This window comes from Dysgonomonas sp. 520 (assembly GCF_010501095.1).
In the GTDB taxonomy this organism is placed as follows: domain Bacteria; phylum Bacteroidota; class Bacteroidia; order Bacteroidales; family Dysgonomonadaceae; genus QVMP01.
The window spans coordinates 21,903-45,407 of sequence record NZ_QVMP01000019.1 but is presented as its reverse complement, the minus strand read 5'-3'; the positions used below and the strand labels follow the sequence as shown (position 1 = coordinate 45,407).

Annotated in this window: 15 protein-coding genes; 8 read left to right on the top strand and 7 right to left on the bottom strand. The window is 40.0% G+C overall.

Going from position 1 to position 23,505, the window contains the following annotated elements; translation table 11 throughout:
- Window positions 1-30 precede the first annotated feature (30 nt).
- From D0T56_RS11635 to D0T56_RS11620, 4 genes are all read right to left on the bottom strand, one after another.
- The gene (locus D0T56_RS11635; RefSeq protein ID WP_163320332.1) at window positions 31-3,627 is read right to left on the bottom strand and encodes a DUF2723 domain-containing protein; all 3,597 of its coding nucleotides are present in this window, start codon (window positions 3,625-3,627) and stop codon (window positions 31-33) included.
- A 211-nt stretch (window positions 3,628-3,838) separates the two neighbouring features.
- Window positions 3,839-4,438, bottom strand: coding sequence for a porin family protein (locus D0T56_RS11630; protein ID WP_163320331.1), 600 nt, complete (start codon window positions 4,436-4,438; stop codon window positions 3,839-3,841).
- 473 nt (window positions 4,439-4,911) lie between these two features.
- Window positions 4,912-7,755, bottom strand: coding sequence for an aminomethyl-transferring glycine dehydrogenase (gene gcvP, locus D0T56_RS11625; RefSeq protein WP_163320330.1), 2,844 nt, complete (start codon window positions 7,753-7,755; stop codon window positions 4,912-4,914).
- A 31-nt stretch (window positions 7,756-7,786) separates the two neighbouring features.
- Window positions 7,787-8,425: an MBL fold metallo-hydrolase gene (locus D0T56_RS11620; protein WP_163320329.1), complete on the bottom strand. Its 639-nt coding sequence runs from the start codon at window positions 8,423-8,425 to the stop codon at window positions 7,787-7,789.
- 326 nt (window positions 8,426-8,751) lie between these two features.
- Between D0T56_RS11620 and mltG the strand changes: the two genes are divergently transcribed.
- On the top strand, window positions 8,752-9,786 hold the full coding sequence (mltG, locus tag D0T56_RS11615; RefSeq protein WP_163320328.1) for an endolytic transglycosylase MltG: 1,035 nt from the start codon (window positions 8,752-8,754) through the stop codon (window positions 9,784-9,786).
- A 3-nt stretch (window positions 9,787-9,789) separates the two neighbouring features.
- On the opposite strand, the gene D0T56_RS11610 is transcribed toward mltG, so the two are convergent.
- Both D0T56_RS11610 and D0T56_RS11605 read right to left on the bottom strand, forming a co-directional pair.
- The gene (locus D0T56_RS11610; protein WP_163320327.1) at window positions 9,790-11,040 is read right to left on the bottom strand and encodes a nucleoside permease; all 1,251 of its coding nucleotides are present in this window, start codon (window positions 11,038-11,040) and stop codon (window positions 9,790-9,792) included.
- A gap of 156 nt (window positions 11,041-11,196) precedes the next feature.
- Window positions 11,197-12,411 carry a hexokinase gene (locus D0T56_RS11605; protein ID WP_163320326.1) on the bottom strand — a complete coding sequence of 405 codons (1,215 nt, stop codon included), beginning with the start codon at window positions 12,409-12,411 and terminating at the stop codon, window positions 11,197-11,199.
- A 364-nt stretch (window positions 12,412-12,775) separates the two neighbouring features.
- Here D0T56_RS11605 and D0T56_RS11600 point away from each other — a divergent pair, with 364 nt between their 5' ends.
- The 3 genes from D0T56_RS11600 (at window position 12,776) to D0T56_RS11590 (ending at window position 18,694) form a co-directional block, all read left to right on the top strand.
- Window positions 12,776-16,492, top strand: a complete 3,717-nt coding sequence (locus tag D0T56_RS11600) for a hypothetical protein (RefSeq protein ID WP_163320325.1) — start codon at window positions 12,776-12,778, stop codon at window positions 16,490-16,492.
- Window positions 16,493-16,714: 222 nt separating this feature from the next.
- Entirely contained in the window at window positions 16,715-17,932 is a 1,218-nt protein-coding gene (locus tag D0T56_RS11595) for a DUF937 domain-containing protein (protein WP_163320324.1), read from the top strand.
- A 90-nt stretch (window positions 17,933-18,022) separates the two neighbouring features.
- Window positions 18,023-18,694: an HAD family hydrolase gene (locus tag D0T56_RS11590; RefSeq protein WP_163320323.1), complete on the top strand. Its 672-nt coding sequence runs from the start codon at window positions 18,023-18,025 to the stop codon at window positions 18,692-18,694.
- A gap of 4 nt (window positions 18,695-18,698) precedes the next feature.
- On the opposite strand, the gene D0T56_RS11585 is transcribed toward D0T56_RS11590, so the two are convergent.
- Window positions 18,699-19,622 (bottom strand): TIGR01212 family radical SAM protein, encoded by a 924-nt coding sequence (locus D0T56_RS11585; protein WP_163320322.1) that lies wholly within the window; start codon window positions 19,620-19,622, stop codon window positions 18,699-18,701.
- Between the two features lie 179 nt (window positions 19,623-19,801).
- Here D0T56_RS11585 and D0T56_RS11580 point away from each other — a divergent pair, with 179 nt between their 5' ends.
- The 4 genes from D0T56_RS11580 (at window position 19,802) to D0T56_RS11565 (ending at window position 23,455) form a co-directional block, all read left to right on the top strand.
- Entirely contained in the window at window positions 19,802-20,989 is a 1,188-nt protein-coding gene (locus tag D0T56_RS11580; RefSeq protein WP_370458804.1) for a sensor histidine kinase, read from the top strand.
- Complete coding sequence (gene rsmI, locus D0T56_RS11575; protein WP_163320320.1) at window positions 20,986-21,660, top strand: 16S rRNA (cytidine(1402)-2'-O)-methyltransferase; 675 nt, start codon at window positions 20,986-20,988, stop codon at window positions 21,658-21,660. The genes D0T56_RS11580 and rsmI overlap by 4 nt, the downstream gene beginning before the upstream one ends.
- Before the next feature lie 21 nt (window positions 21,661-21,681).
- Window positions 21,682-22,065, top strand: coding sequence for a VOC family protein (locus D0T56_RS11570; protein ID WP_163320319.1), 384 nt, complete (start codon window positions 21,682-21,684; stop codon window positions 22,063-22,065).
- 517 nt (window positions 22,066-22,582) lie between these two features.
- On the top strand, window positions 22,583-23,455 hold the full coding sequence (locus D0T56_RS11565) for a hypothetical protein (protein WP_163320318.1): 873 nt from the start codon (window positions 22,583-22,585) through the stop codon (window positions 23,453-23,455).
- The last annotated feature ends 50 nt before the right edge of the window (window positions 23,456-23,505 follow it).

The following is a 23,505-nucleotide window of genomic DNA, read 5'->3' as shown; positions in this document are numbered from 1 at the left end:
ATCTCTATATAGATGCAATCTCATTCTTTCTTATTTTGTTTCCTGTTCGTTTTCTATTTTTGGTTCTGGTGCTGGTGCAGGATTGGTCGTCACCGTTTTGTATTGATCGTATAAACGAGGATTATACCTTTTCATCACCTCAAGAATTTTTCCTGTGGCTTCATTTTCAGAATACAATGACGCCATATCCTTCTCTTGCATAGCCTTTTCTCCGTTCGTATAAGAAGTACTCAACATATTGGCCAGAATATAATCTCCAAGACCAATAGACCTGCGCATACCCGGTTCGTAGATGCTAACCCTGTTGGAATAGTAAACCGGAACGTATGAAAGAAGCTGGTCTACATAACTCATGTAAGTTTTACTATCTCCATACGCTTGAGCCACATGCATACTCATCAATATAGTATAAATATTGCTTCTTATATCGTCTGCCAGATTTTTCATCTGCTTTTCTTTCACCCGGTTTAGCCAGTTTAATGTTTTTGAAGAACGGTCTGTTATATCGCCCAACAATTTCCGGCCTTTTTCCACCTCGCCCAACTCATAGTAACAGTCAGCAAAAAGAATAGACTCGGCTCCGAATGGAACTGTTGTTCCGGGAACAACTTCCAAACACTTATCCAGTGCCTTCAATGCTTTGTCTTTCTTTCCTTCTTCTATCAGCGCACCAATCAAAGACCTGAACATCAAACGATATGTTTTACATGTTCTCATATTTGTCTCATCCAGGTAAACATTCGGGTCATTTATTCCTCTGTACACAAACTCGTTCACAAGATTATTAAATGTAACCTCCGTATCAACGCCTTCTTTATTCGGACGTATTCCCGGCACAATTCTGTTGGTAAGGCCTTTCATCATAAAGTTCGACTGCAATCCCATATACATGTCAGTCCCTACTGTGGTAGCGAAATAGATAGGTCGTTTCCAATTGGTTTCGTTTATATTGGAAATCATCTCCAACATCATCAGCTCGCTGCGGCTTACACCTCTTCCAACCCTGTTTTCACCAAGATTGATATACATTTCGGGTAATGGTTCTGTGCCCAGGTTTGCCCAGTTCACCGCCGTGGTATCAATATCCATTTTCAGGTTTATGCCCGGCACTACAGGCGAATACATCTTCAAATTATCCGGACGTTTATATGTATCGTTTCCACTCCTCAACACAGCCATAGCATCTTTCAGCAAAACCGTGTCTTTGAATGCCGTATCATACAAACCCGACACATCAATAGTCTGCAGCCTGTACATACCCATAGCATCATCATCCCTGATACCTTCCCGTCGCCTGATATCTTCTTTTATCATGCCTTCCAGAAGCCTGTTTGTCATCACCATTGCGCTTTGACCTTTTCCTCCCATATAAGCACTTCTTTCCCAATCGATAGGAAGCGCAGGAGAATCGTAGTACGGACGACGCATCTGATCGACATACCAATCTGTTTGCAAGTAACTTAAATTACATACTCGCACATCGGTCCTGTATCCTTCCACCTCTTGTATATACCATAAGGGGAAAGTATCGTTGTCTCCGTTGGTAAATATAATGGCATCTTTTTCACAGCTTTTCAGGTAGTTCATTGCCACATCGTGCATAATGTATCTGCCCGAACGATCGTGATCGTCCCATGTTTGCGTAGCCATCTGAATAGGCACACAAATACACGCCACGGCTGCAATTACCGACGCCGGCAATTCTGCTACACGTTTTTTCAGCAGTGCCCAGATTGCAGGAACTCCGAGTCCAATCCATATTGCAAAGGCATAGAACGACCCTGCATAGGCGTAATCCCGCTCACGAGGTTCGGCCGGTTTCTGATTCAGGTAAACTACAATAGCTAAGCCCGTCATAAAGAACAACATGAACGTCACCCAGAACTGCTGCTTACCTCTTTCGTCACGTGTTATTTGATAAATTATACCCAGTAGTCCTAAAATGAGCGGCAACATATAAAACTTATTGCGCCCTTTACTGTCTGCCATATCAGGAGGAAGATCGTCTTGTGGACCTAAGCCTAAAATATATTCATCTATGAAACTGATACCTGTTATCCAGTTTCCGTCTGTTATTCCACCCCTGCCTTGTATATCGTTCTGCCTACCCGAGAAGTTCCACATGAAATATCTGATATACATGTGATTGATCTGGTAGGAGAAGAAAAATTGTAGATTCTGGAAAAAAGTCGGAGCCTTATTCGGATTTGTTACCCCACCCCAGTTTGCATAGCCTTGCATATAAATATCATAGTTGGGCTGATTTTTATCGGCATGCATTCGGGGGAATAACATCGTGTTCGAATATTCCACCTCCGGAATTTCTGCTTCAACTACATATTTATCCTTTTCGTCAGGCGAATTTTTCACCACACGACCATATTTCTTATCTGATATTTTTCCTTCCTTCAATTTCCCTGTCGAAGCATACGTCCGTCCATAGAAAAGAGGAGAATCGCCATACTGCTCACGATTCAGATAGCCTGCAAGCGAAAACGCATCTTCCGGTGAGTTCTGATCCATCGGAGGATTTGCGGTAGACCGTATCGGGATAAGCGCAAAAGAAGAATATCCTATCAATATTACCATCAGGCACAAAAGGGATGTGTTCAACATCCGAACAGTCAAGCCTTTAAACATTACCATGAAAGCAATCAAACCTGCAAGCAGGATTAACCATATCCAAACACTGGAACTGATGAACACAACTCCCGTTATTGTCATACACAAAACGAAAGCTACTTTTGCCCTGTTCATGTTACCTTTCGACGAGAATGTTTCGAACAATCCCCATATCAATAACAAGGCTACCAATATCAGGTATGCAAAAACTCCGGAGTTGTATGAAAAGCCTAAGGTATTTACGAAGAACAACTCGAACCAACCTCCTACTTTCGAAAATCCGGGGATGATGCCATACATCAGCACCACTATCAACCCGAAAGACCCGAGTAAAGCCAAGAGTGTGCCTTTCAGGTCGGGTTTTTCTGTCTTTTTGAAGTAGTATATCAATACAATTGCAGGAATACACAACAAGTTGAGCAAGTGAACCCCGATAGACAAGCCCATCGCATAAGCGATTATAATAAGCCATCTATCCGCACCCACCTGATCGGATCGGTTTTCCCATTTCAGTATTAGCCAGAACACCAGAGCCGTAAACATTGAAGAGTAGGCATAAACCTCACCCTCGACCGCCGAAAACCAGAATGTATCGGAAAACGTATAGGCTAAAGCTCCTACAAGACCCGCTGACATGATGGCTATCAACTGCCCCATTGTCATTTCTTTACTTTTACTGCTGTCGGGATATATTAGTTTTTTGGCCAGATGTGTTATTGTCCAGAACAAGAATAAGATTGTCAAAGCACTCATCAATGCCGACATTATATTTATCATTGCTGCCACTTGCGATGGGTCGGAAGCAAACAAGCTGAAGAATTTTCCGGTCAGCATGAAAAACGGTGCACCGGGAGGGTGTCCCACTTCTAGTTTGTATGCGGTGGTGATAAATTCTCCGCAATCCCAAAAACTGGCACTAGGTTCAATGGTTAAACAATAGACAACCGCTGCGATAGCAAAACTCACCCATCCGAAGATGTTGTTAATAAGGTTGTATTTTTTCATTTTATCTTTGTTAATGTAATCTCTTTTTAGATTTTTCTGAATATTTGGGTGCAAAGATAAGCAATTGAATGATAGTTAGTATAAATATCATTCAAATTTTGATTGGTTTCATTGAATAAAAACTTCTAAATTGATTTTCGATTTGTTAAAAATAAATAAGGTTACCCGCAATGGATAACCTTATTGTAAAATATTGTAATTCTGTTCTTCTTTAGAACTTGTAACCTACTGTTATGTAAGCATTGCGATTTCTTACTTTATAATCGTCAACCTGACTTATATTGGTAAGACCAAAATCATAACCGATATTTACATTCAATTTACCCAGAACTTCACCACCAACGGCTGCAGTAAGACCAAAATCGTTCTTTTTAAATCCATCGTCACCGAATGTATCATGTTTTTTACCATTCACATCTTTATATTTACCTCCGATACCATAAGCCCAGTAAGGCCCTGCTTTAAATTTCACAGCCAACAAATTCAATGCTGATATTTTATAGCCGAAATAAAGAGGCACTTGCAAATACATTGCATTTGTAGAATAAGTTTTGTCGCCTACTTCTTGTTTAAAACCTTTTGTAGTTAAACTTACACCCGATTCTGCAAATATACCGATGATAGGCACTGTAAAATCTACTGTTGCCCCAACTTGATAACCGACCTTTGCTTTTGTATCGTCCACGTCTCCTCCCACATTAGAAGTATTCATACCGGCATGTATTCCAAAGCCAAATGGCAATAATGCATAAGCAGATGTGCTAAGAAGTAGAGCCATAGCTACCATGCATGATTTAATTACAATCTTCATATTCTTTTCACAATTAAAATGTAAATACCTACTCTTATTCTCAGGTTTTCGGTGTCCCCCTTTTTATAGCTTTGTATTTTAATAAAATTAACGTCAAATATAGTGAATTAATTTAATTTGACAAGAATGTATGCAAAAACACAATATTTTAGTATGAAGTCATCTAGACTTTTTAAATTATACTTAATTTTTGAGTTTTTGTCATGTTGAACGTAGTGAAACATCTAAAAAACAGATCCTTCGATACTCTCAGGATGACAAAATTGAATAAAACGAAAAAGTCTAGACGGTTTCATAACAAAAAAGCAGAATCTTAGTTTTCAGATTCTGCTTTTTATACTGTATAATTTTTCTTTAGAACTTATAACCTAATGTCAAGAAAGCGTTGTTATTATGAGACGATACATGGTCGCTATCTACCATATTGGTGAAACCATATTCATATCCCAAATTCACGGATATTTTTCCAAATATTAAATTTCACAAAGACAACTCACCAGATTTCTATCGCCATAAGCATTATCCACACGGGCAACATCTACCCAGAACTTATTTTCTTTCAAATAATCTAACGGAAATGCCGCTTTTGATCGGGGATAGGCATGCTTCCACTCGTCGGCACAAACTTCATACTGTGGGTGAGGCGAATTAACAAGGACATTGTCTTCTTTGCTGAATGTGCCGTTTTCCACCTCTTCTATTTCTTCCCATATCCGGTTCATAACAGCCACAAAACGATCCAATTCCGAAAGGCTCTCGCTCTCTGTTGGCTCTATCATCAACGTTCCATGAACAGGAAACGAGAGTGTAGGGGCATGATAACCATAGTCAACCAAGCGTTTTGCAATATCAGTCTCGGTTATACCTGATTTCTCTTTTATCTTGCGACATTCAAGAATAAGTTCGTGTCCTACCCTGCCCGATGCTCCTCTATAAACAATACCATACGTATCTTTCAAGCATTCGGACAGATAGTTAGCGTTCAAAATTGCAACCTTGGTAGCATTGGTCAAGCCGTCTTCTCCCATCATGCGGATATATCCGTAGGTAATCGGCAAAATACCTGCACTGCCATAGGGAGAAGAAGCAACCGTATTCATCGTACTGCCATCTAACATGGGGTGATGCGGCAAAAACGACACAAGATGTTTGGCCACACCTATCGGTCCTTCGCCCGGGCCTCCTCCTCCATGAGGTATGGCAAATGTTTTATGCAAATTGAGATGGCAAACATCTGCACCGATAAATCCGGGATTAGTCAAGCCGACCTGCGCATTCATATTCGCACCATCCATATACACCTGACCGCCGTATTGATGTATGATCTCACACATGCGCCTTATTTCTTTCTCAAATATTCCATGTGTGGACGGATAAGTTATCATACAAGCTGCCAAATTATCCTTATGTTCTTCTGCCTTTGCCTGCAAATCATCTACACGGACATTTCCGCCTTCATCGCAAGCTACGGTCACGGTTTCATATCCTGCCTGAATTGCTGATGCGGGGTTCGTTCCGTGAGCCGATGCCGGAATCAAAACAATATTACGATGTCCTTGCCCTATACTTTTTTGATATTCACGAATTACCATCAAGCCGGCATATTCTCCCGCAGCTCCCGAATTTGGCTGAAAGCTGACTGCGGCAAATCCTGTTATTTCGGCCAGATAATCACCTAAATTCTTAATCAACTCGCTATACCCTTCTGTCTGATCTTTCGGGGCAAAAGGGTGAATATTCTGTAACCCCGACATTCCCAACGGCAACAGCTCCGAGGCGGCATTGAGTTTCATCGTACACGAACCAAGCGAAATCATCGAGTGCGCCAAAGAAATATCTTTTCTCTCCAAACGTTTGATATAGCGCATCAATTCGGTTTCGGTATGATAGTTCTTAAAAGTATAGTGAGAAAGGTATTCATCCTTACGCAGATATTTTTCGTCAATGATTGAAGTTTCCGTCAACTCCACTTCTTCAAACGATTTCATCACGGCTAATGCAAAAACCGAAAGCAGTTGATTCATTCGTTCTTGGTTGGTGGTTTCATCCACACTAACTCCTACTTCACCCGTACTGAAATAACGGAGGTTTACTTGTTTTGACTCTGCTATTTTTCTCAATGCATCCTGAGAGATTCCTTCAGGAAGAGCGATTTTGATCGTGTCAAAATATTGATCATTCAACAATGTAAAACCAAAATCTTTCAGTTTTTCACTTACAATGGCTGCTACGGAATGGATTCTTGATGCTATTCTTCGCAAACCTTCCGCACCATGATATACGGCATAAAAGCTAGACATAGTTGCAAGTAAAGCCTGCGCCGTACATATATTGGACGTTGCCTTTTCTCTTTTTATATGTTGCTCGCGTGTTTGAAGAGCCATACGGTAAGCATCTTTTCCGTAAGCATCCTTACTCAAACCGATGATGCGCCCCGGAACGTTCCGCTTGTATTCTTCTTTTGTTGCAAAGAATCCCGCCGAAGGGCCTCCGTAAAACATCGGCACTCCAAATCTCTGACTGCTTCCGAAAGCCACATCCGCCCCCCATTGTCCGGGAGGTACAAGTTTTGTCAATGCCATCAGGTCGGTAGCAACAGCAATCTTGCAACCTATACTTTGTGCTTTTGATGCAAAAGCTGTGTAATCTTCAATCAATCCGTCTGAATTTGGATATTGTATAATAGCACCGAAAAATTTGTCATCCAACTCTATTGTTTTGTAATCTCCGACCACAACTTCAATACCCTGAGGCACAGCCCTTGTTTCTACAACGGCTAAAGTTTGCGGAAATATATTCTTATCAACAAATAGTTTATTTGCTCCATTTTTCACCTGCTCTTTACTCCTTAGCGACATAAACATGGCTGCCGATTCGGCGGCGGCAGTAGCCTCGTCCAGCAAAGAACAGTTTGACAAAGGCAAACCTGTCAATTCACTTACTACGGTTTGAAAATTCATCAACGCTTCAAGCCGGCCTTGCGATATTTCGGCCTGATAAGGTGTGTATGATGTATACCATACAGGATTCTCGAACACATTTCTGTAAATTGCCGCCGGAACAACCGTGTCGTACCATCCCATACCTATGTAAGACGCATAAACTTTATTCTTCGACGCCAAAGATGCTATATCCTGAGCATACTCATATTCGGTCAGGGCAGGAGGCAGATTCAATTTTTCCTTTAATCTTATATCCGACGGAATTGTCTGCTCCAACAATTCTTCCATTGATGACAATCCTAGTTTTTTGAGCATTATTTCCTGATCTTGCTCATTGACACCGATATGACGGTCTTGAAATCTTTCTGACAACATATTCTTTTAGATTAAAGGCGTTTATATTATTTTATTGCAAATATGGATTATGTTTTTTCTCGTAACCTACTGTTGTGTTAGGACCATGCCCCGAATAGACTAATGTTTCGGGAGGTAGTGTCATCAATTTCGATTTGATTCCCGCAACAAGTTCGTCATGATTCCCTCTCGCTAAATCCGTCCGTCCGATACTATCCCTAAACAGAACATCTCCTGCAAAAAGGCACTCCTCTTCTTCATTGTAGAAGACCAAACTACCCGGAGAATGACCGGGCACATGTATAACAAAGAATCTTTGATCACCAAATTCTATCATATCTCCTTCTTTTATCACCTTTCCTATCTTCGGAGCCTCTCCGACAGGATTAAAGCCAAACATTCTGAGTTGACCGTCAAATTGATCCAATAAAAACTGATCTTTATCATTCGCCTCAAGCACAACACCAAATTGCTCAGAAATAAAATTACATCCGAACACATGGTCAAAATGAAGATGCGTGTTTATCATGTGTTTCACAATGAGATCATTATCCAAGATGAAATTCAACAGATGTTCTTTCTCATCGGCATAAAAACAACCCGCATCAATTATTGTACATTCTTTCGTTTCGTCATACACGACGTATGTATTTACCCCTACGGGGTTGAACTGAAATACCTTTACATTCATAATTTTAAAGTTTTTGTCATGCTGAACGAAATGAAACTCGAAAAGCACAGCTTCTTCACATTGTTCAGAATGACAAGATAGATAAAATAAAAAAAATCGCCCCTGTTAAAAATTGACAGATTCACACAAAAATAACATATATCTCTCATACTTTGATCATTTTCACCCCTCCTATTTTTAGTTAAATAATAAAAAACTAACAAACAGACAGATGCACTCGATTTTTCGCCTCATTATTTTATTTTAAGTCGCACTTGATAACATCTAAACAAATTTATCTGTAATTTTGCATCTCATTTTACCAAAACAAACTTAGCACATCGGGAATGAAAAAACGAACAAAATATATTCTCTTCGGTGTATTATTGATAGTTGCATTGTTATCTGCATCAGCCATATACATCTACACGATAGTGAAAACAGGCTTCAATATCAATGAGACTGTTTATATCTATATCGACGAGAAAAAGGACTACAATGATATTCTCACTCAACTGGATACAACAGCTCATATAGAAAATCTGCAAAACTTCGAGATGATTTCTCAATACATGGATTATCCCGACAATATAAAGACGGGGCGTTATGCCATAAAGCCAGAAATGACTGTTTTGCAAGTTGTTAGGCTACTCAACAAGGGACAGCAAACGCCTGTCAACCTGAAGTTCAACAACATACGCACAAAAACTGATTTAGCGGAACGTATAAGCAAACAATTGATGCTGAATCAGAACGATTTACTATCTGCCTTAAATGACCCGAATGTATGTAAAGCCTTGGGGTTTGATACGGAAACAATCGTAGCGATGTTCATTCCAAACACATATAATATATATTGGGATATCAGCCTCAACTCTTTTCTGGACAGGATGAACTCTGAATACAAAAAATTCTGGACTGAAAAACGAAAAGGTGAAGCTCAGAAACTAGGACTTACCCCTATCGAGGTGTCTACACTGGCTTCGATAGTTGAAGAAGAATGTTTCTACTCCGACGAATACCCGGTTGTTGCGGGGTTATATCTCAATCGGATCAACAAAAATATGCTTTTGCAAGCCGACCCAACAATAAAGTTTGCTATAAACGATTTTTCGCTCAAGCGCGTGCTGAACAGGCATAAAGATGCTGCAAAATCGTCTCCTTACAGCACATACGAACATGCAGGATTACCTCCGGGGCCAATACGGGTTCCATCAATCAAAGGCATAGACGGCACATTGAATCCGGCAAAGCACAACTATTTATTTATGTGCGCCAAAGAGGATTTTTCGGGCAGGCACAATTTCGCCGTAACTAATGCCGAGCATGAGCGCAATGCAGCCAGATACCACAATGCGCTGAATAGAAGGAAAATTTTCTGATATTTACGATTCTGCTTCTTCTTGCTTATAGTCGTATTTGAAGAATATGGCGAACAAAATCGCTACAACTAAAGCATAAGCTGCAAACATCAACCAGATGTTGTGCCAGTCTTTTGCTCCATCTGCCGCCGTGAAGTATTTCCCGATCAGCACCCCGCTAATCCAGCTACCCAAGACTGCCCCGAATCCGTTGGTCATCATCATGAACAAGCCTTGTGCCGATGAACGGATCTTATGGTCGGTAGATTTGTCTACAAACAGAGATCCCGATATATTGAAGAAGTCGAACGCCATGCCGTAAACTATGCACGAAAGAATAATCATCCATAGTCCTCCGGCGGGATTTCCGTAGGCAAACAAACCAAAACGCAAAACCCATGCAAACATACTCATCAGCATTACTTTCTTTATACCAAATCGCCTGAGGAAGAAAGGAATAGCCAAGATGAACAAGGTTTCCGACATTTGAGAAATTGATAATATGATAGTGGAATATTTTACCACTAAAGAATCTTGATATTGAGGGATATTCTTAAAATCATCCAAATAAACATCCCCATAAGCGTTAGTCAGTTGAAGCGCAGCGCCTAACAACATGCTAAAGAGGAAGAACAATGCCATCTTATAGTCTTTAAACAATTTGAAGGCATCTAACCCTAGCATCTGCACCCATGTTTTGTTTTTACTTGATGTATTTTGCGGTGGAGATTTCGGCAAAGTGAAAGCATATACACCCAAAACAATAGCGGCAAACCCTGCTATATAAAACTGATTCTCAGAAGATTTATTTCCTGTCAGATTCACAAGCCACATCGCTGCAATGAAGCCGATTGTACCCCAAACACGTATGGGCGGAAAATGCTTTATTGTATCTAACTTATTACTATTAAGCACACTATAAGCTATCGAGTTAGCCAGTGCTATGGTAGGCATATAAAATATCATTGCAAGCAAAATAACCCAGAAGAACGTAGTCGGATTATCAACAAACGGTAAAGAAATGAAAGTCAATCCACCCAATATATGCAGAATCCCATATAGCCTTTCGGTGTTTATCCAACGATCGGCTATAATGCCACACAGGGTAGGCATAAAAATAGAAGCAATGCCCATTGTGGAAAATATAATCCCAAACTCTGCGCTCTCCCAGCCTCTTGTTCCAAACCAATAATTGGCAATTGTAATCATCCATGCACCCCAGATAAAGAACTGGATGAAATTCATTATTATCAGGCGAATCTTGATATTATTCATAAGGTTATTTTTATTTTCTGTAACAAATATACTGTTTATCTTTTTATTTGAAGATACTTATTTTCGATAAATATCAAATTCGCATTTACACAAAAACTCCCTGCCGCAATATTTTACCGACAGGGAGTTCCTTTCATATTATATACCTTACCCCTATCAGGATAGAGCTGCAATAGCAGAACCGATGAGGTTGGCGTTGTCTATTTTCTTGATCCGGACTTTTACATCGAGGTTCATCTCTTCCAACAATTTTTCGAGTTCTTTATCAACCAACAATTCATAGTCTATCTCTTTGTTATCCTTACTCCAGAAAAGGCTGCCTTCGGCTGTCAGCAATATGTTTTTGATAGATGTATCTTGCGCAACCATTGTGCTAACCAATCCGGCTAACGATGCTGCTACCATCTGAGCCGAACGTTTATATATCCAACGAGCCACCTTCACATACCTTTTTTTGTGTATGTCAGGATAATTAATGATGCGGGTCAGTTTTTCAGCATCAAATTCATCTTCAAACTCGTCGTAAGGGAATGTGTATTTCAAGATTTTGCCCAAATACATTCCCGATACGGCTTTCTCGAAGCGTTGCTTTCCTTTTGTGTCTGAACTTGCATCAACAATTTCGTCTATTGTAGTCAGATGGGGAGGTTGAAAATTGCCCGATTCCAGATTTACAGCCAACGAGCCTTCTTTGGAATAGCCGGATGGTAATTTTTCAATTTTGTTTGCCTTAAAGAAACTTGCCATATTAGTACCCGTTCCCACAATCAGTCCGATATAGTCGTCATATCCGGGATTTGTCAATCCTGCAAAAAGGCTGGCTACGGTATCATTTATAACTTTAATGCTTGTGAACTGATTTCTGCCCAACTTCTTATTAAGGTATTCGAGAAGGGGTTGCCCAACAAGCTCCCCTATCATTCCTTCAACTACTACTTCTTTAGTCCATTCGGTGAGGATGGCGTCTCCATTTGTCTGAGACTCGGCAGGATACGAAAAACAGTAACCGATTGCAGACACCCCTTCAAGATTAAGTCCGTCGACTATCAAGTCTGCCATCTTTTCAAACAGAGTTTCACGTTTCGCCCCTTCCGTTTTCATATACTCCACCAAATTCTTTTTCAACCCGTTTTCCGGGTGAATTTCCGCCACGCCGTCTTTAAATTCAACTACCGCCGCCCTGAAATTGGTTCCACCCAAATCTAAGACAAGAGCTTTTCCTTCTACCAAATCCTTTACCGGATTGATATAGGTAAGATAGCATTTTATTTCTGTGTTATCTTCCTTTAGTCCTTTTTCGACCTTTGTTTGCAGAGACAAAGCAATATCTTTTTCTTGCCTTGTTTTCAATTCAAAAATGTTTCTTTCCATTGTTGTATTATTCGTATTGGTAAATTAGATTGTCAAAAAAAAATTGAAATACAAATATAAGAATCTCTTTAGAACTATTACTAATGTAAATCAGTTATTGAATACACCTCTCCCTAACCCTCTCCGAAAGAGAGGGGACAAAGCCTTCCTCCTTTTTGGGGAAGATGAATGGGGGTAGTTTTTGTAGGGGCAGTCCTCTGGTCTACCCCTACAAAATATCGAAAACGACCCAATATTTTGTCATACGTAAAACCGACTACTGATTGGCGTTACTAAATCATGTGGTATAAACAGAAAACACAGCAGAGTTGTTTATTACTCGAATACTTTGTTTAACTTGCTTAAGTTTTCATTGCGGATTTTGATGAAATCTAAAAAAAATAAATTTACAGACCGGATTCTGATTGCGTCGGCCAGCATCATCGTAATCGTATTTGGACTCAACTGGTATCTTACACACAGGCTCGAAAGCTACTTAAGAAGCCAGTTGAGCGCCATTGTTGCCGATGCGTCGGAAGGGTTCTATAAATTTACTTTTAAGGAACTTCATATTGGCCTTTTTGATGGGGAATTATCAATCGGAGGAATTGAATTTATGCCCGACTCGGCTGTTTTTGACCTCTGGAAAAAGAACGACAGCCTACCCGAAAACTACTATAAAGTAAAGGTTGACCTGATTGATTTTAAGGGGTTGAACCTTACATGGAGAATTAATTACAAGAATCTGGGGTTTAAACTGTTTGAGGTAAAAAATCCTCGTATCGAAGTCTATCAGCCTTACTATTCGGTTCGGGAAAATATTGAACCTAAAAATCAGAAAGAGATAAATCTACACAACCTGATTTCTCCCTATATCGACGTATTGAGTGTTAAGGACATAAATCTGGAGCACGCGCATGTGTCATACACTCTTGAAGACTCCGTTCAGCAATCTGTTTATGCGCTTAATGACGTAACTTTCAAGGCTTATGGCTTCAGGCTCGACTCAGAGTCTTACACTTCGGGCAAGCTGCTCTATTGCGACAATTTTGAGTTTGTCACCAACCAACCGCAGGTGCTCATGCAAAATAACATTTTCAGGCTTACCACCGAAAGCATCAGGCTTAGTACACAAGACTCGTTGATCTCGATTGGTGAGAGCCAGCTATCTACACAAAAAGAACTGATTGATAACGAAAGCAACCCGGCAAACAGTTATGTCAATGCCTTGCTAAGCAAGGTAGAAGTAAACGGTATTCATTTCAGAAGAGAAAATGCAATGAACTATCTGGATGCCAGATCGTTCATCATTTCGTCGCCCGATATTGAATATTATATAAATAAAAAAGACTCTGTTCCGACAAAAAAGAATCAACGTTTGCAAGAATTGACGCCCGAAAATATATGGTCGCTTTATAGCTTGATTTCTCCTATTTTGCATCAGGTTTCTATCAATGACATAGGCATAAGGGATGCCAAAATGACTTATTTGATAAAGATGAATCGGGCAAATGACCAATATACCCTAAATCACCTCGATTTTGATGCGAAAGGGTTTCTGGTAGATTCGCTGGCCGACAAAGAGCAAAGGTTCTTATATTCGGAAAGTTTTACTATAAAAGCTAAAGATATAACCGGAAATATGGTCAGCCAAAACCATAACTTCCAAATCGGGGAAATGTCGCTAGATATGGAGGAGGGGCTATTTGAGATTGAAGATGTGAAAATCTATCCTATATCGAACAGACTAAAAACAGACCTTCTGAATGCGTCGTTTTCTTCTCTCAAGGCCAACGGCCTAGAGTATGACAACGGATTCAAGGTTAATGAAATATCTTTAAACTCTCCATCATTTGAATATACTCTGACACCCTATCATGTTCAGAAAAAGGAAATAACCGTAAAAGAACCCGCAAACAACGACAATATTTCCAAATTGATAAATTACTTTATCAATTATCTATCTGTCAGTAAAATAAATATAAACCAAGCCAATTTTATCTTGAACGATAAAAAAACAAACAACAGGTATAAACTCAAAAACTTCGATTTTCGGGCAGAAACGATCCTTCTTAACGACAGCACGATGAAAGAGTCGCCTCATTTATTCACCTACGGCAAGTTCATGCTTAGTTTCAGCAACTTTGACAACCTGTCTCCCGACAAAAATTACAGGTTGACAATAGGCAGGGGGGTATTGGATAGTGAGAAGAAGTTTTTGTTGTTGAAAAACTTCAACCTGATTCCGCTAGTCGGGAAATGGGAAACAGCACCCTCAACGCATATTGGCATTTCCAGTCCGTACATCTATCTCGGTGGCATAACTTACAAAGCCAACAAATCGGGATATGATTTTCTGTCCGACTCATTGATCATAAACAACCCCGATGTAGTGATTGTGAAAAACACACCTAAAGAGGAGATGAAAGCATCAGAAAAAAGCAGTCAAAACGCTGATATAAATATAAACAAGATATTTTTAGGAGGTTTACGAATAACGAATCCGAAATTCAAATTTATAGATCACACAACAAACGACACTCTTATTACCCGATCGAAACGGATTAATCTGAAGTCATTGGCTATAAATCCAAATAAAGAGACGTTAGAACTAAAGAACTTCAACATCACGAATGTGGACTTCTACATAAAGCAGTCGGACAACATTATAAACGCCAACACCCAACATCTGGGTTTGTCTGACATTCTGTTCAACAGTAAAACATTCAAGGTTGGAAAATTCATGCTCCAGAACCCAAACTTTTACGCTTCGCTTGTGTCGGACAAAAAGACCGACAGTATAAGAAACAGGGAGAATGAAGGCAACATAAACATATACGATGCCTTGAGTTCTTTCCGTGAAAAAATCGAAATCGGAGAGTTTGACATAAAAGATGCCGATATAGATCTCACGTTCAATAAACCTGACAACGCCTTAAGGTACAAGTATAAACCCGTCAGCCTGAATTTCGCAGGATTGGCAATTGATACGGACAAAAGGACATTCAATCTACGAAATCTCGACTTCGAGATTAAAGACCTTGAGTTTCCTCTGATGGACGGGTTTTATACTCTGAAATTGGGCAACATAGACATAAGTAAGCAAAAAGGTGTAAACTTATTGGTCGAAAATATACATTTATTGTCCAAATATCCGAAAATGGAGTTTGCGTATCAGCATCCGAAGCACAAAGACTGGTTTGATGTTACCACCAAAAGCATATTATTGTCAGATATCGACCTGTCGCAATATGTATTCAACAATACATTGAAAGCCAGAAGTCTAACAATTCAGGATGTTATACTTGAAAACTTCAAGAATCAGCAGATTGAAATTGAGCACAACATCATGCCAATGATATACGAAGGATTGCAAAAACTTCCATTAGGATTGGATATTGACACGGCAAACGTATATAATTTCAATGTTGTTTACGAAGAATTGGCAAAGCAGGGAACCATTCCCGGAAAATTCTTTATATCCGACATGAATGGGTATATCTCGAAACTAACCAACAGGCCATTTAGCGAAAAACAATTCATCAAGGTTCAAGCAGACGGTATGCTTATGGGGAATGCCAAATTCGACGCAACATGGCTGGTTCCCGCATCTTCGTCATACGACAGATTCTTGTTGAACGGAACTGTCGATAAACTTGAGTTGACCGATTTGAATCAGATAGTAACGCCTTTGGCTCCTGCCCGGATTAATAGCGGGACTGTTGAAAACATGATGTTCCAGATAGACGCATCCAGCAAGGGTGCAACAATAAATATGCTGTTTCCCTACAACGATTTGAACATCTCTGTGATGAAAAGTTTAAACAGCAACTATCAGAATAAATTTGTTTCAGGACTGGCTAACAGTGTTTTGAGAAAGAACAACCCCAACAAACCCGATGCACCTATAAGACGCCCACACATTGTGATGGAACGTGACCCTTATCATTCAACATTCAACTATTTTCTGCAAATATTCAGACCGGCCTTAATCGAGTCGGTAGGGGTTCCTAAAAAGACCCAAGACTTTTTCAAGAATGTCTCTTCATTTTTTGGCAAGGTTAAAAATTTATTCAAGCCGAAAGAAAAAGAGGAAAATTAGTGGTTATTCCTTCATTTTTTACACGAAAACAAACTACGGATAGTTAATTTATGTAACCTGATTTTCAGAATAACAGTATTGAAGGTATCTCATTCGTTCAGAAAGTATTAAAGATTTGTAATTTTAATTTATAGAGCGTAATCTTTAAAACTAATTTTTTTTGTGAGTTGTTTAATTCATTGTAAGACGAATTTTATTTATTTTTTTTATAATGAAGTAATTATGGTAAATGTATTTGACTCATTAAAAGGCCTGATAAATTCAGGGATGATTTCGAAGGCCGCAACAATGTTTGGCGAAAGCGATTCAAAAGTGTCTTCTTCCGTTTCATCTATAATATCCGGTTTGCTGGGTGTTCTGTTGAAAAATGGTAACACTCCACAAATAAAGAATATATTGGACGAAGCCGGCAATCTTAACATTTTGTCGGGAGTAGAGAAAATTTTTGAAGACGATCCAAGTCTCGACCAACAAAAAATAGGCGACGATTTTTTGCAACACCTGTTGGGCGATAGGGCCGAAAGTTTCACAACAGCAGTATCGAACAATAGCGGGATATCAAAGGTTGCAACTAACAGGTTGGTTTCGATGCTGGCTCCTGTGCTGACAGGATTTCTGGGTAAAAAAATATCTAAAGACAAATGGAGCATGAACCACTTGCTTAACGAATTGGACAAACAAAAAGACAGTTTTGCGAAATACATTCCGAACGAGTTGGTTAAGTCTTTCGGACTGTCGTCTGTTCTGACCAGTACGCCAGGCGCACCAAGAGAAGAAAAAAAGAAAAGCAGCAGTTGGCTTTGGTGGCTTCTTCTCGTTCTGGCCATTCTTGCATTGTTCTTCGTTTGGAGATCGTGCGGAGGATCGGAAACCGACAAAGATCGAGGTTTGCTCACTGCTCCTGCTACAACCATTACACAAGGAGAGGAAGCAACCGAACCGGCAGCTCCGGCAACAACCGAAAAGGTCAACACAGAGTTGGTTCTTCCCGATGGGGTGAAAATTCAGGCTTATGCAGGTGGCATTGAAGACCAGATTATTAAGTTCCTAGGTTCTGACGAATACAAGAATGCGGACGAAAATCTGCTGAAAGACAAATGGTTCAATTTCGACAACATAGAGTTTCTGCATGGTAGTTCAACCGAGCTGACACCCGAATCTCACGTACAATTGAAGAATATTGCATCAATATTGAACAATTATCAAGGTACTAAAATTAAAATCGGAGGATATACCGATAAAACAGGCGATTCTAAGGTAAATCAGAAAATATCTCAGGAACGTGCCGAAACTGTCAGGTCGATCCTCGAAAAAGGAGGCATATCAGCCAGCCGATTAAGCGCAGAGGGATATGGCGATAAATTTGCCAAATATCCTGCCGATGCACCCGATTCCGACCGGATAAAAGACCGCATCATTGCTCTCCGGTTTCTAAAATAAATGACATTAACAATCAAAAATGCTGCAATTATTTATTGCAGCATTTTTTTTATCTTTACGCATCGTTTTCATATAACACACCAACACAAGATGAACAGTTCAAACTTTCTGCAACTTCAAGCATACAATACTTTTATCTTCGATTTCGATTACACATTGGCCAATTCCTCAAAAGGAATATTGATGTGTTTCCACACAGTTCTCAGGCGTCATCATTTTTCAGGCATAACTGATGACATGATAAAAAGAACCATTGGCATGACTCTGGAAGATTCATTTGCCCAACTTACCGGACTGGGAGACAAGGAAACGCTCCTAAACTTCAAAACCGAATATAAAAAGGAAGCTGATATGGTTATGTCTGCCAACACTCACTTCTACCCTGAGGCACTATCTTTCTTGAAAAGGATCAGGGAAATATCAATCAATAATAAAATCGGGATTGTTTCTACAAAAGAAAGTAGTACAATAGGAAAAACCATTGACGAATACAACGTACAAGGATTATTCGATATAATCATTGGTATAGAAGAAGTAAGAGTAGCAAAACCTGATCCGGAGGGACTTTTGCTTGCTGTAAGCCGGTTGAACTCAACCACTGACAAAACCCTTTATTTTGGCGATAGCATAATTGATGCAAAAACAGCTCATTCGGCAGGGGTTGATTTCGTAGCCGTAACCACAGGAGCGACAACGAAAGACGAATTAAGCTCTTATCCGCATAAAGCCATTCTGTCCTCGTTTGCCTCTGTTATCGAGTAGGAGTTCAAATTCCGTATAACCGCCCTTGCCACGTATTCCGCTCCTTGAAGCGTTTGAGAATTTTGGCTGTAAACTCAAAGTTTTTCAATCCCCAATCAGGAGCAATGAGGAGAGACTTAGGCGATTGTGAAACAAAACGTTCTATAACAAAATCAGGGTTCAGCCTTTCTGCAAAATCTATACACAGATCAATGTACTCGTCCACCGAAAACAAGCTGAACCAATCGGGATGGTCTTTATATTGCTGTGCCATGGTTGTGCCCTTAATCAATTGCAATTGGTGCAGCTTCAAGGTTGTTAGAGGCAGCGAAGACAAAACGCGTGCATGCTCCAATATCTGCTCCCTGCTTTCGTTTGGCAAACCGAGAATCATGTGTGCGCCTGTTGCAATTCCCCTATCGGCAGTCTTACGTATAGCGTCCACGCTTTCGGCATAGGTATGCCCTCTATTGATGAGTTGCAAAGTACTGTCCGATGTAGATTCAACACCATACTCAAGCATCAGGAATGTCCGTTTATTCAGTTCTGCAAAATAGTTGAGCAAATCGTCAGGCATGCAATCAGGACGGGTTCCTATGATAATGCCCACTACACCGGGATATGCCAAAGCCTCCTCATATTTGGCAACCAACGCCGCCGTCTCATCGTAAGTGTTCGTATATGACTGAAAATATGCCAGATACTTCATCTCCGGATATTTGTAGGAAAAGAAGTCAACCCCGTCTTTCAGTTGTTCCAAAACCGATCGCTGTCCCGCCCCATATCCGGGACTGAAACTCTGGTTGTTACAGTAGGTGCATCCTCCAACCCCCTTCAGTCCGTCTCTGTTGGGGCAGGTGAATCCTGCGTTGATTGATATTTTTTGCACTTTGAAGGGAAATCTTTGTTGTAGGAAATCGCCAAAGTCTTTATATGGTTTTGCTTGCATTTTCACATACATTTTGACTACAAAAATACGAAACCGACAAGCATTTTCGTTACAAATACAGGAATAAGTTTTCAGGGCGATCGGTAAATCGCCTCTACAATATAACAAAAAGCAAATAGGCCTGCCACCTTATCTGTCTTTTTCCTACATTTGTAATCAAGATTGTCATGTCAATCGTAATATCATTTTTGTTCGATAGAAATAAAATAGCCAAATACATCTTCATTGCAATAGCATCGCTCATTGTGATAGGGTCGCTTGTTGTGTCTAACAACCTTGTCAAAAACCTATCGAAAGAAGAAGAACAAAAGATCAGGCAGTGGGCAGAAGCCACACGCATTGTCAACACATCTGATGTAGATACCGACCTCACTTTTGTGCTCCAGATAATTTCGAGCAACACAACCATTCCGGTTTTGCTGTGCGACGAAGACGACAATGTGATCACGTCTATCAATATAGAACTGCCGGAAGAAGAAGAAAAACAGGCTGAATTTCTGAAAAAGAAAGTTGATTCGTTTCGCAAAAAGCACGAACCGATAGTGGTAGACAATGAAACTTTCGAGCAGTTTGTATATTACGATGATTCGTACACACTCAAGCAACTGCAAATTTATCCTTATGTTCAGATTGGTATTCTTACGGTCTTTGTGTTGGTGTCATTCTGGGCTCTTCTGAGCACTAAACGAGCCGAACAAAACAAAGTATGGGTAGGGTTATCGAAAGAAACAGCCCATCAATTAGGAACACCTATTTCTTCGCTGATGGCATGGCTCGAATATATGAGGATGAAAAATTTTGACAATTCCATTATCACCGAAATGGAGAAAGACACTCGCCGCCTGCAAGTAATAACGGATCGTTTCTCTAAAATTGGTTCTGCCCCATCTACTCAAACCGTGAATATGCAGGAAGTTCTGGCTAAGTCGATCGAATACCTGAAAACCAGAATATCGAAGAAAGTTGAGATGACTTACGACTTTGAAGATGAACCCCTGTATGCTTCTATCAACGAACCTCTTTTCGACTGGGTGATTGAGAACATCAGTAAAAATGCGGTGGATGCGATGGAGGGCAAAGGATCTCTCAGTTATACACTTTTTCATAAAGGAGATACGATTTATCTTGACATAGAAGACACCGGAAAAGGGATTCCAAAATCCAGATTCAAGACAGTTTTCAAACCCGGATATACAACCAAAAGCCGAGGTTGGGGGTTGGGGCTGTCGCTGGTGAAACGTATTATTGAAGAATATCACCACGGAAAAATATATGTGCAAGGCTCTGAGCCATACTTGGGCACTATTTTCCGAATTGAACTAAAATCAACACTTCCGCAAGAAACAAACGATGATAAATTGAAATGAAAGGCATATTATATATAGTCCCCACTCCTGTGGGAAATCTGGAAGACATGACATTCCGTGCTGTCCGACTATTGAAGGAGGCCGACCTGATATTGGCAGAGGACACTCGCACGACGTCTTTCCTTCTTAAGCATTTTGAAATTCAAAACAAGATGCAATCGTATCATAAGTTTAACGAACACAAAGCTATATCGCACATCGTGGATCGTCTGGAAAGCGGAGAAAATATCGCTTTGGTTTCGGACGCCGGAACTCCGGGAATATCCGACCCGGGATTTCTCATTGCACGGGAATGTGCCAAAGCAGGAATCAAGGTAGAATGTCTGCCGGGAGCAACTGCATTTGTGCCGGCACTTGTAGCCTCAGGGATACCTTGCGACAGGTTTTGCTTCGAAGGTTTTCTGCCTCAGAAGAAAGGACGACAAACCAAATTTAAACAACTGGCCGAGGAAGACCGTACAATTGTTTTGTACGAATCGCCATACAGAGTGCTTAAGACACTGACCCAATTGTCCGAATACATGGGTGAAGATCGTTATGCCGCCACTTGCAGGGAAATATCTAAACTTCACGAAGAAATAAGAAGGGGAACGTTAAAAGAGCTTATCGCTCATTTCACAGAAAAGGAACCTCGTGGCGAGTTTGTGATCATTGTGCAAGGAAAAGAATAACAACAAGATAAAGTAAAAAAAATGAGAATAGGGCATATTGCAATCTGGACAAACAAGCTGGAAGAAATGAGAGAGTTTTACCAAACTTATTTCAATGGCAAGAGTAACTCAAAATACGTAAATCCAACAAAGGGATTTGAATCTTATTTTGTCAGTTTCGACGGTGAAGTTACAATCGAAATTATGAGACGAACCGGCATTGAAGAACGTGCCGAAGGTGAACGGATTGGATTATGCCATCTGGCATTCAACCTCGATAGCAGGCTGCATGTGGACGAATTGACCGAACGCCTCAGAAAAGACGGATTCCGCATTATTGGCGAGCCAAGAATTACGGGTGATGGATTTTACGAAAGTGTTTTTCTTGATGTGGATGGAAATATCATTGAACTTGTGGCTGAATAATTAATGAGAATCGGTAGTTGAAAACACCTCTCCCTAACCCTCTCTAAAAGAGAGGGAATAACCCCTTTCTCTCTTTAGGGGAGGGATGGGTGGGGCAGGTTTCTAATCTGCCCGAAAGTAGGGGCATAAAATTTTACGCCCGAAAAGAAAAATATATACGGGCGAATGTTTATTCGCCCCTACAAAATACCGAAAACAACCCAACATTTCTCAACTACCGATTGGCATAATTAAATACCCCACATACATCATACAGTATCAATAATCACTTATTTTAACACGTTCAAGTTAGTTTTTTTGTAAAAAAGCCCAAATAATTTTATTTTTATTTACTTTTGAGAACGATTAAGTTTGATGGTTGTTATACATAGAAAGGGAACTAAGGTTTCTGACCTTTTATTGCTTTGGAAACAACATTCGAGGAGCGAAAGCGACTCAAAATAAGACAACCTAAGCAGGTTATAGATCTAAAATACATCATTAAATTTTATCTATTACTTATTAATATTAAATGAAAATGAAAAAATTGATTTTAGGATTTACATGTGTTGCTCTTCTAGCATCGTGTAATTTAAAAAATTCGGATCAGGAAAATAAACTTAAAGCAGAAAACGATTCGCTAAGAACTGCCTTAAGCCAAGGAGAACAGGAAACTGCAGAAATGGCCGCACTAATATCTGAAGTGCAGGAAAACTTCAACCAGATAAGGGAAGCCGAAAAATATCTGGCCGTACAATCTACGACTAAAGGCGAAATGTCGGCCGATACTAAAACCGAAATACAAAACAATTTTGCAATGATCAACGATATTCTGAAAAAGAACAGGGAAACAATTGCAACATTGAATCAAAAAATGAGCAAAGGTGGCAAAGAAGCAACTGCCTTTAAAAGTACCATCGAACAACTGACTGCCGAATTGGAAAAAAGAGCTGCCACAATAACCGAATTGCAAGAAGCTCTGGCTACCCGTGACGCTACAATCGCCAAACTTGCCAACGACAACAAAGACCTGACTGTCAGTAATCAGGACTTAACCGACAAGAATGTGGCTCAGGCTGCAAAAATAAAAGAACAAGACAAAGCGTTGAATACTGCTTATTATATGTTCGGTACATCTAAGGAACTGAAAGAAGCCAAAGTTGTTTCCGGAGGATTCTTGGTTTCTTCGAAACTTATGAAAGAATCTATCGATAAAAATAAATTTATCAAGATTGATATTCGCAATACAAAAGAGATACCCGTATATGCTAAAAAAGCAAAAATATTGTCTGATCACCCATCTACCAGCTACAATTTGGTGAAAGATGCTAACGGCAATGTTGTGGTTATGATTATAGATCATCAAAAATTCTGGAGTCTGACTCCATATCTGGTTATCGAAGTTAGCTAAGAATAGAATTTTAACATACCCTAACGGCACTGCTTATACTTTGTAGGCAG

Excerpts from the sequence above, each read along its gene's own strand:
- D0T56_RS11635 (WP_163320332.1), bottom strand. The coding sequence starts at position 3,627 with ATGAAAAAATACAACCTTATTAACAACATCTTCGGATGGGTGAGTTTT.
- D0T56_RS11630 (WP_163320331.1), bottom strand. The coding sequence starts at position 4,438 with ATGAAGATTGTAATTAAATCATGCATGGTAGCTATGGCTCTACTTCTT.
- gcvP (WP_163320330.1), bottom strand. The coding sequence starts at position 7,755 with ATGTTGTCAGAAAGATTTCAAGACCGTCATATCGGTGTCAATGAGCAA.
- D0T56_RS11620 (WP_163320329.1), bottom strand. The coding sequence starts at position 8,425 with ATGAATGTAAAGGTATTTCAGTTCAACCCCGTAGGGGTAAATACATAC.
- mltG (WP_163320328.1), top strand. The coding sequence starts at position 8,752 with ATGAAAAAACGAACAAAATATATTCTCTTCGGTGTATTATTGATAGTT.
- D0T56_RS11610 (WP_163320327.1), bottom strand. The coding sequence starts at position 11,040 with ATGAATAATATCAAGATTCGCCTGATAATAATGAATTTCATCCAGTTC.
- D0T56_RS11605 (WP_163320326.1), bottom strand. The coding sequence starts at position 12,411 with ATGGAAAGAAACATTTTTGAATTGAAAACAAGGCAAGAAAAAGATATT.
- D0T56_RS11600 (WP_163320325.1), top strand. The coding sequence starts at position 12,776 with ATGAAATCTAAAAAAAATAAATTTACAGACCGGATTCTGATTGCGTCG.
- D0T56_RS11595 (WP_163320324.1), top strand. The coding sequence starts at position 16,715 with ATGGTAAATGTATTTGACTCATTAAAAGGCCTGATAAATTCAGGGATG.
- D0T56_RS11590 (WP_163320323.1), top strand. The coding sequence starts at position 18,023 with ATGAACAGTTCAAACTTTCTGCAACTTCAAGCATACAATACTTTTATC.
- D0T56_RS11585 (WP_163320322.1), bottom strand. The coding sequence starts at position 19,622 with ATGCAAGCAAAACCATATAAAGACTTTGGCGATTTCCTACAACAAAGA.
- rsmI (WP_163320320.1), top strand. The coding sequence starts at position 20,986 with ATGAAAGGCATATTATATATAGTCCCCACTCCTGTGGGAAATCTGGAA.
- D0T56_RS11570 (WP_163320319.1), top strand. The coding sequence starts at position 21,682 with ATGAGAATAGGGCATATTGCAATCTGGACAAACAAGCTGGAAGAAATG.
- D0T56_RS11565 (WP_163320318.1), top strand. The coding sequence starts at position 22,583 with ATGAAAAAATTGATTTTAGGATTTACATGTGTTGCTCTTCTAGCATCG.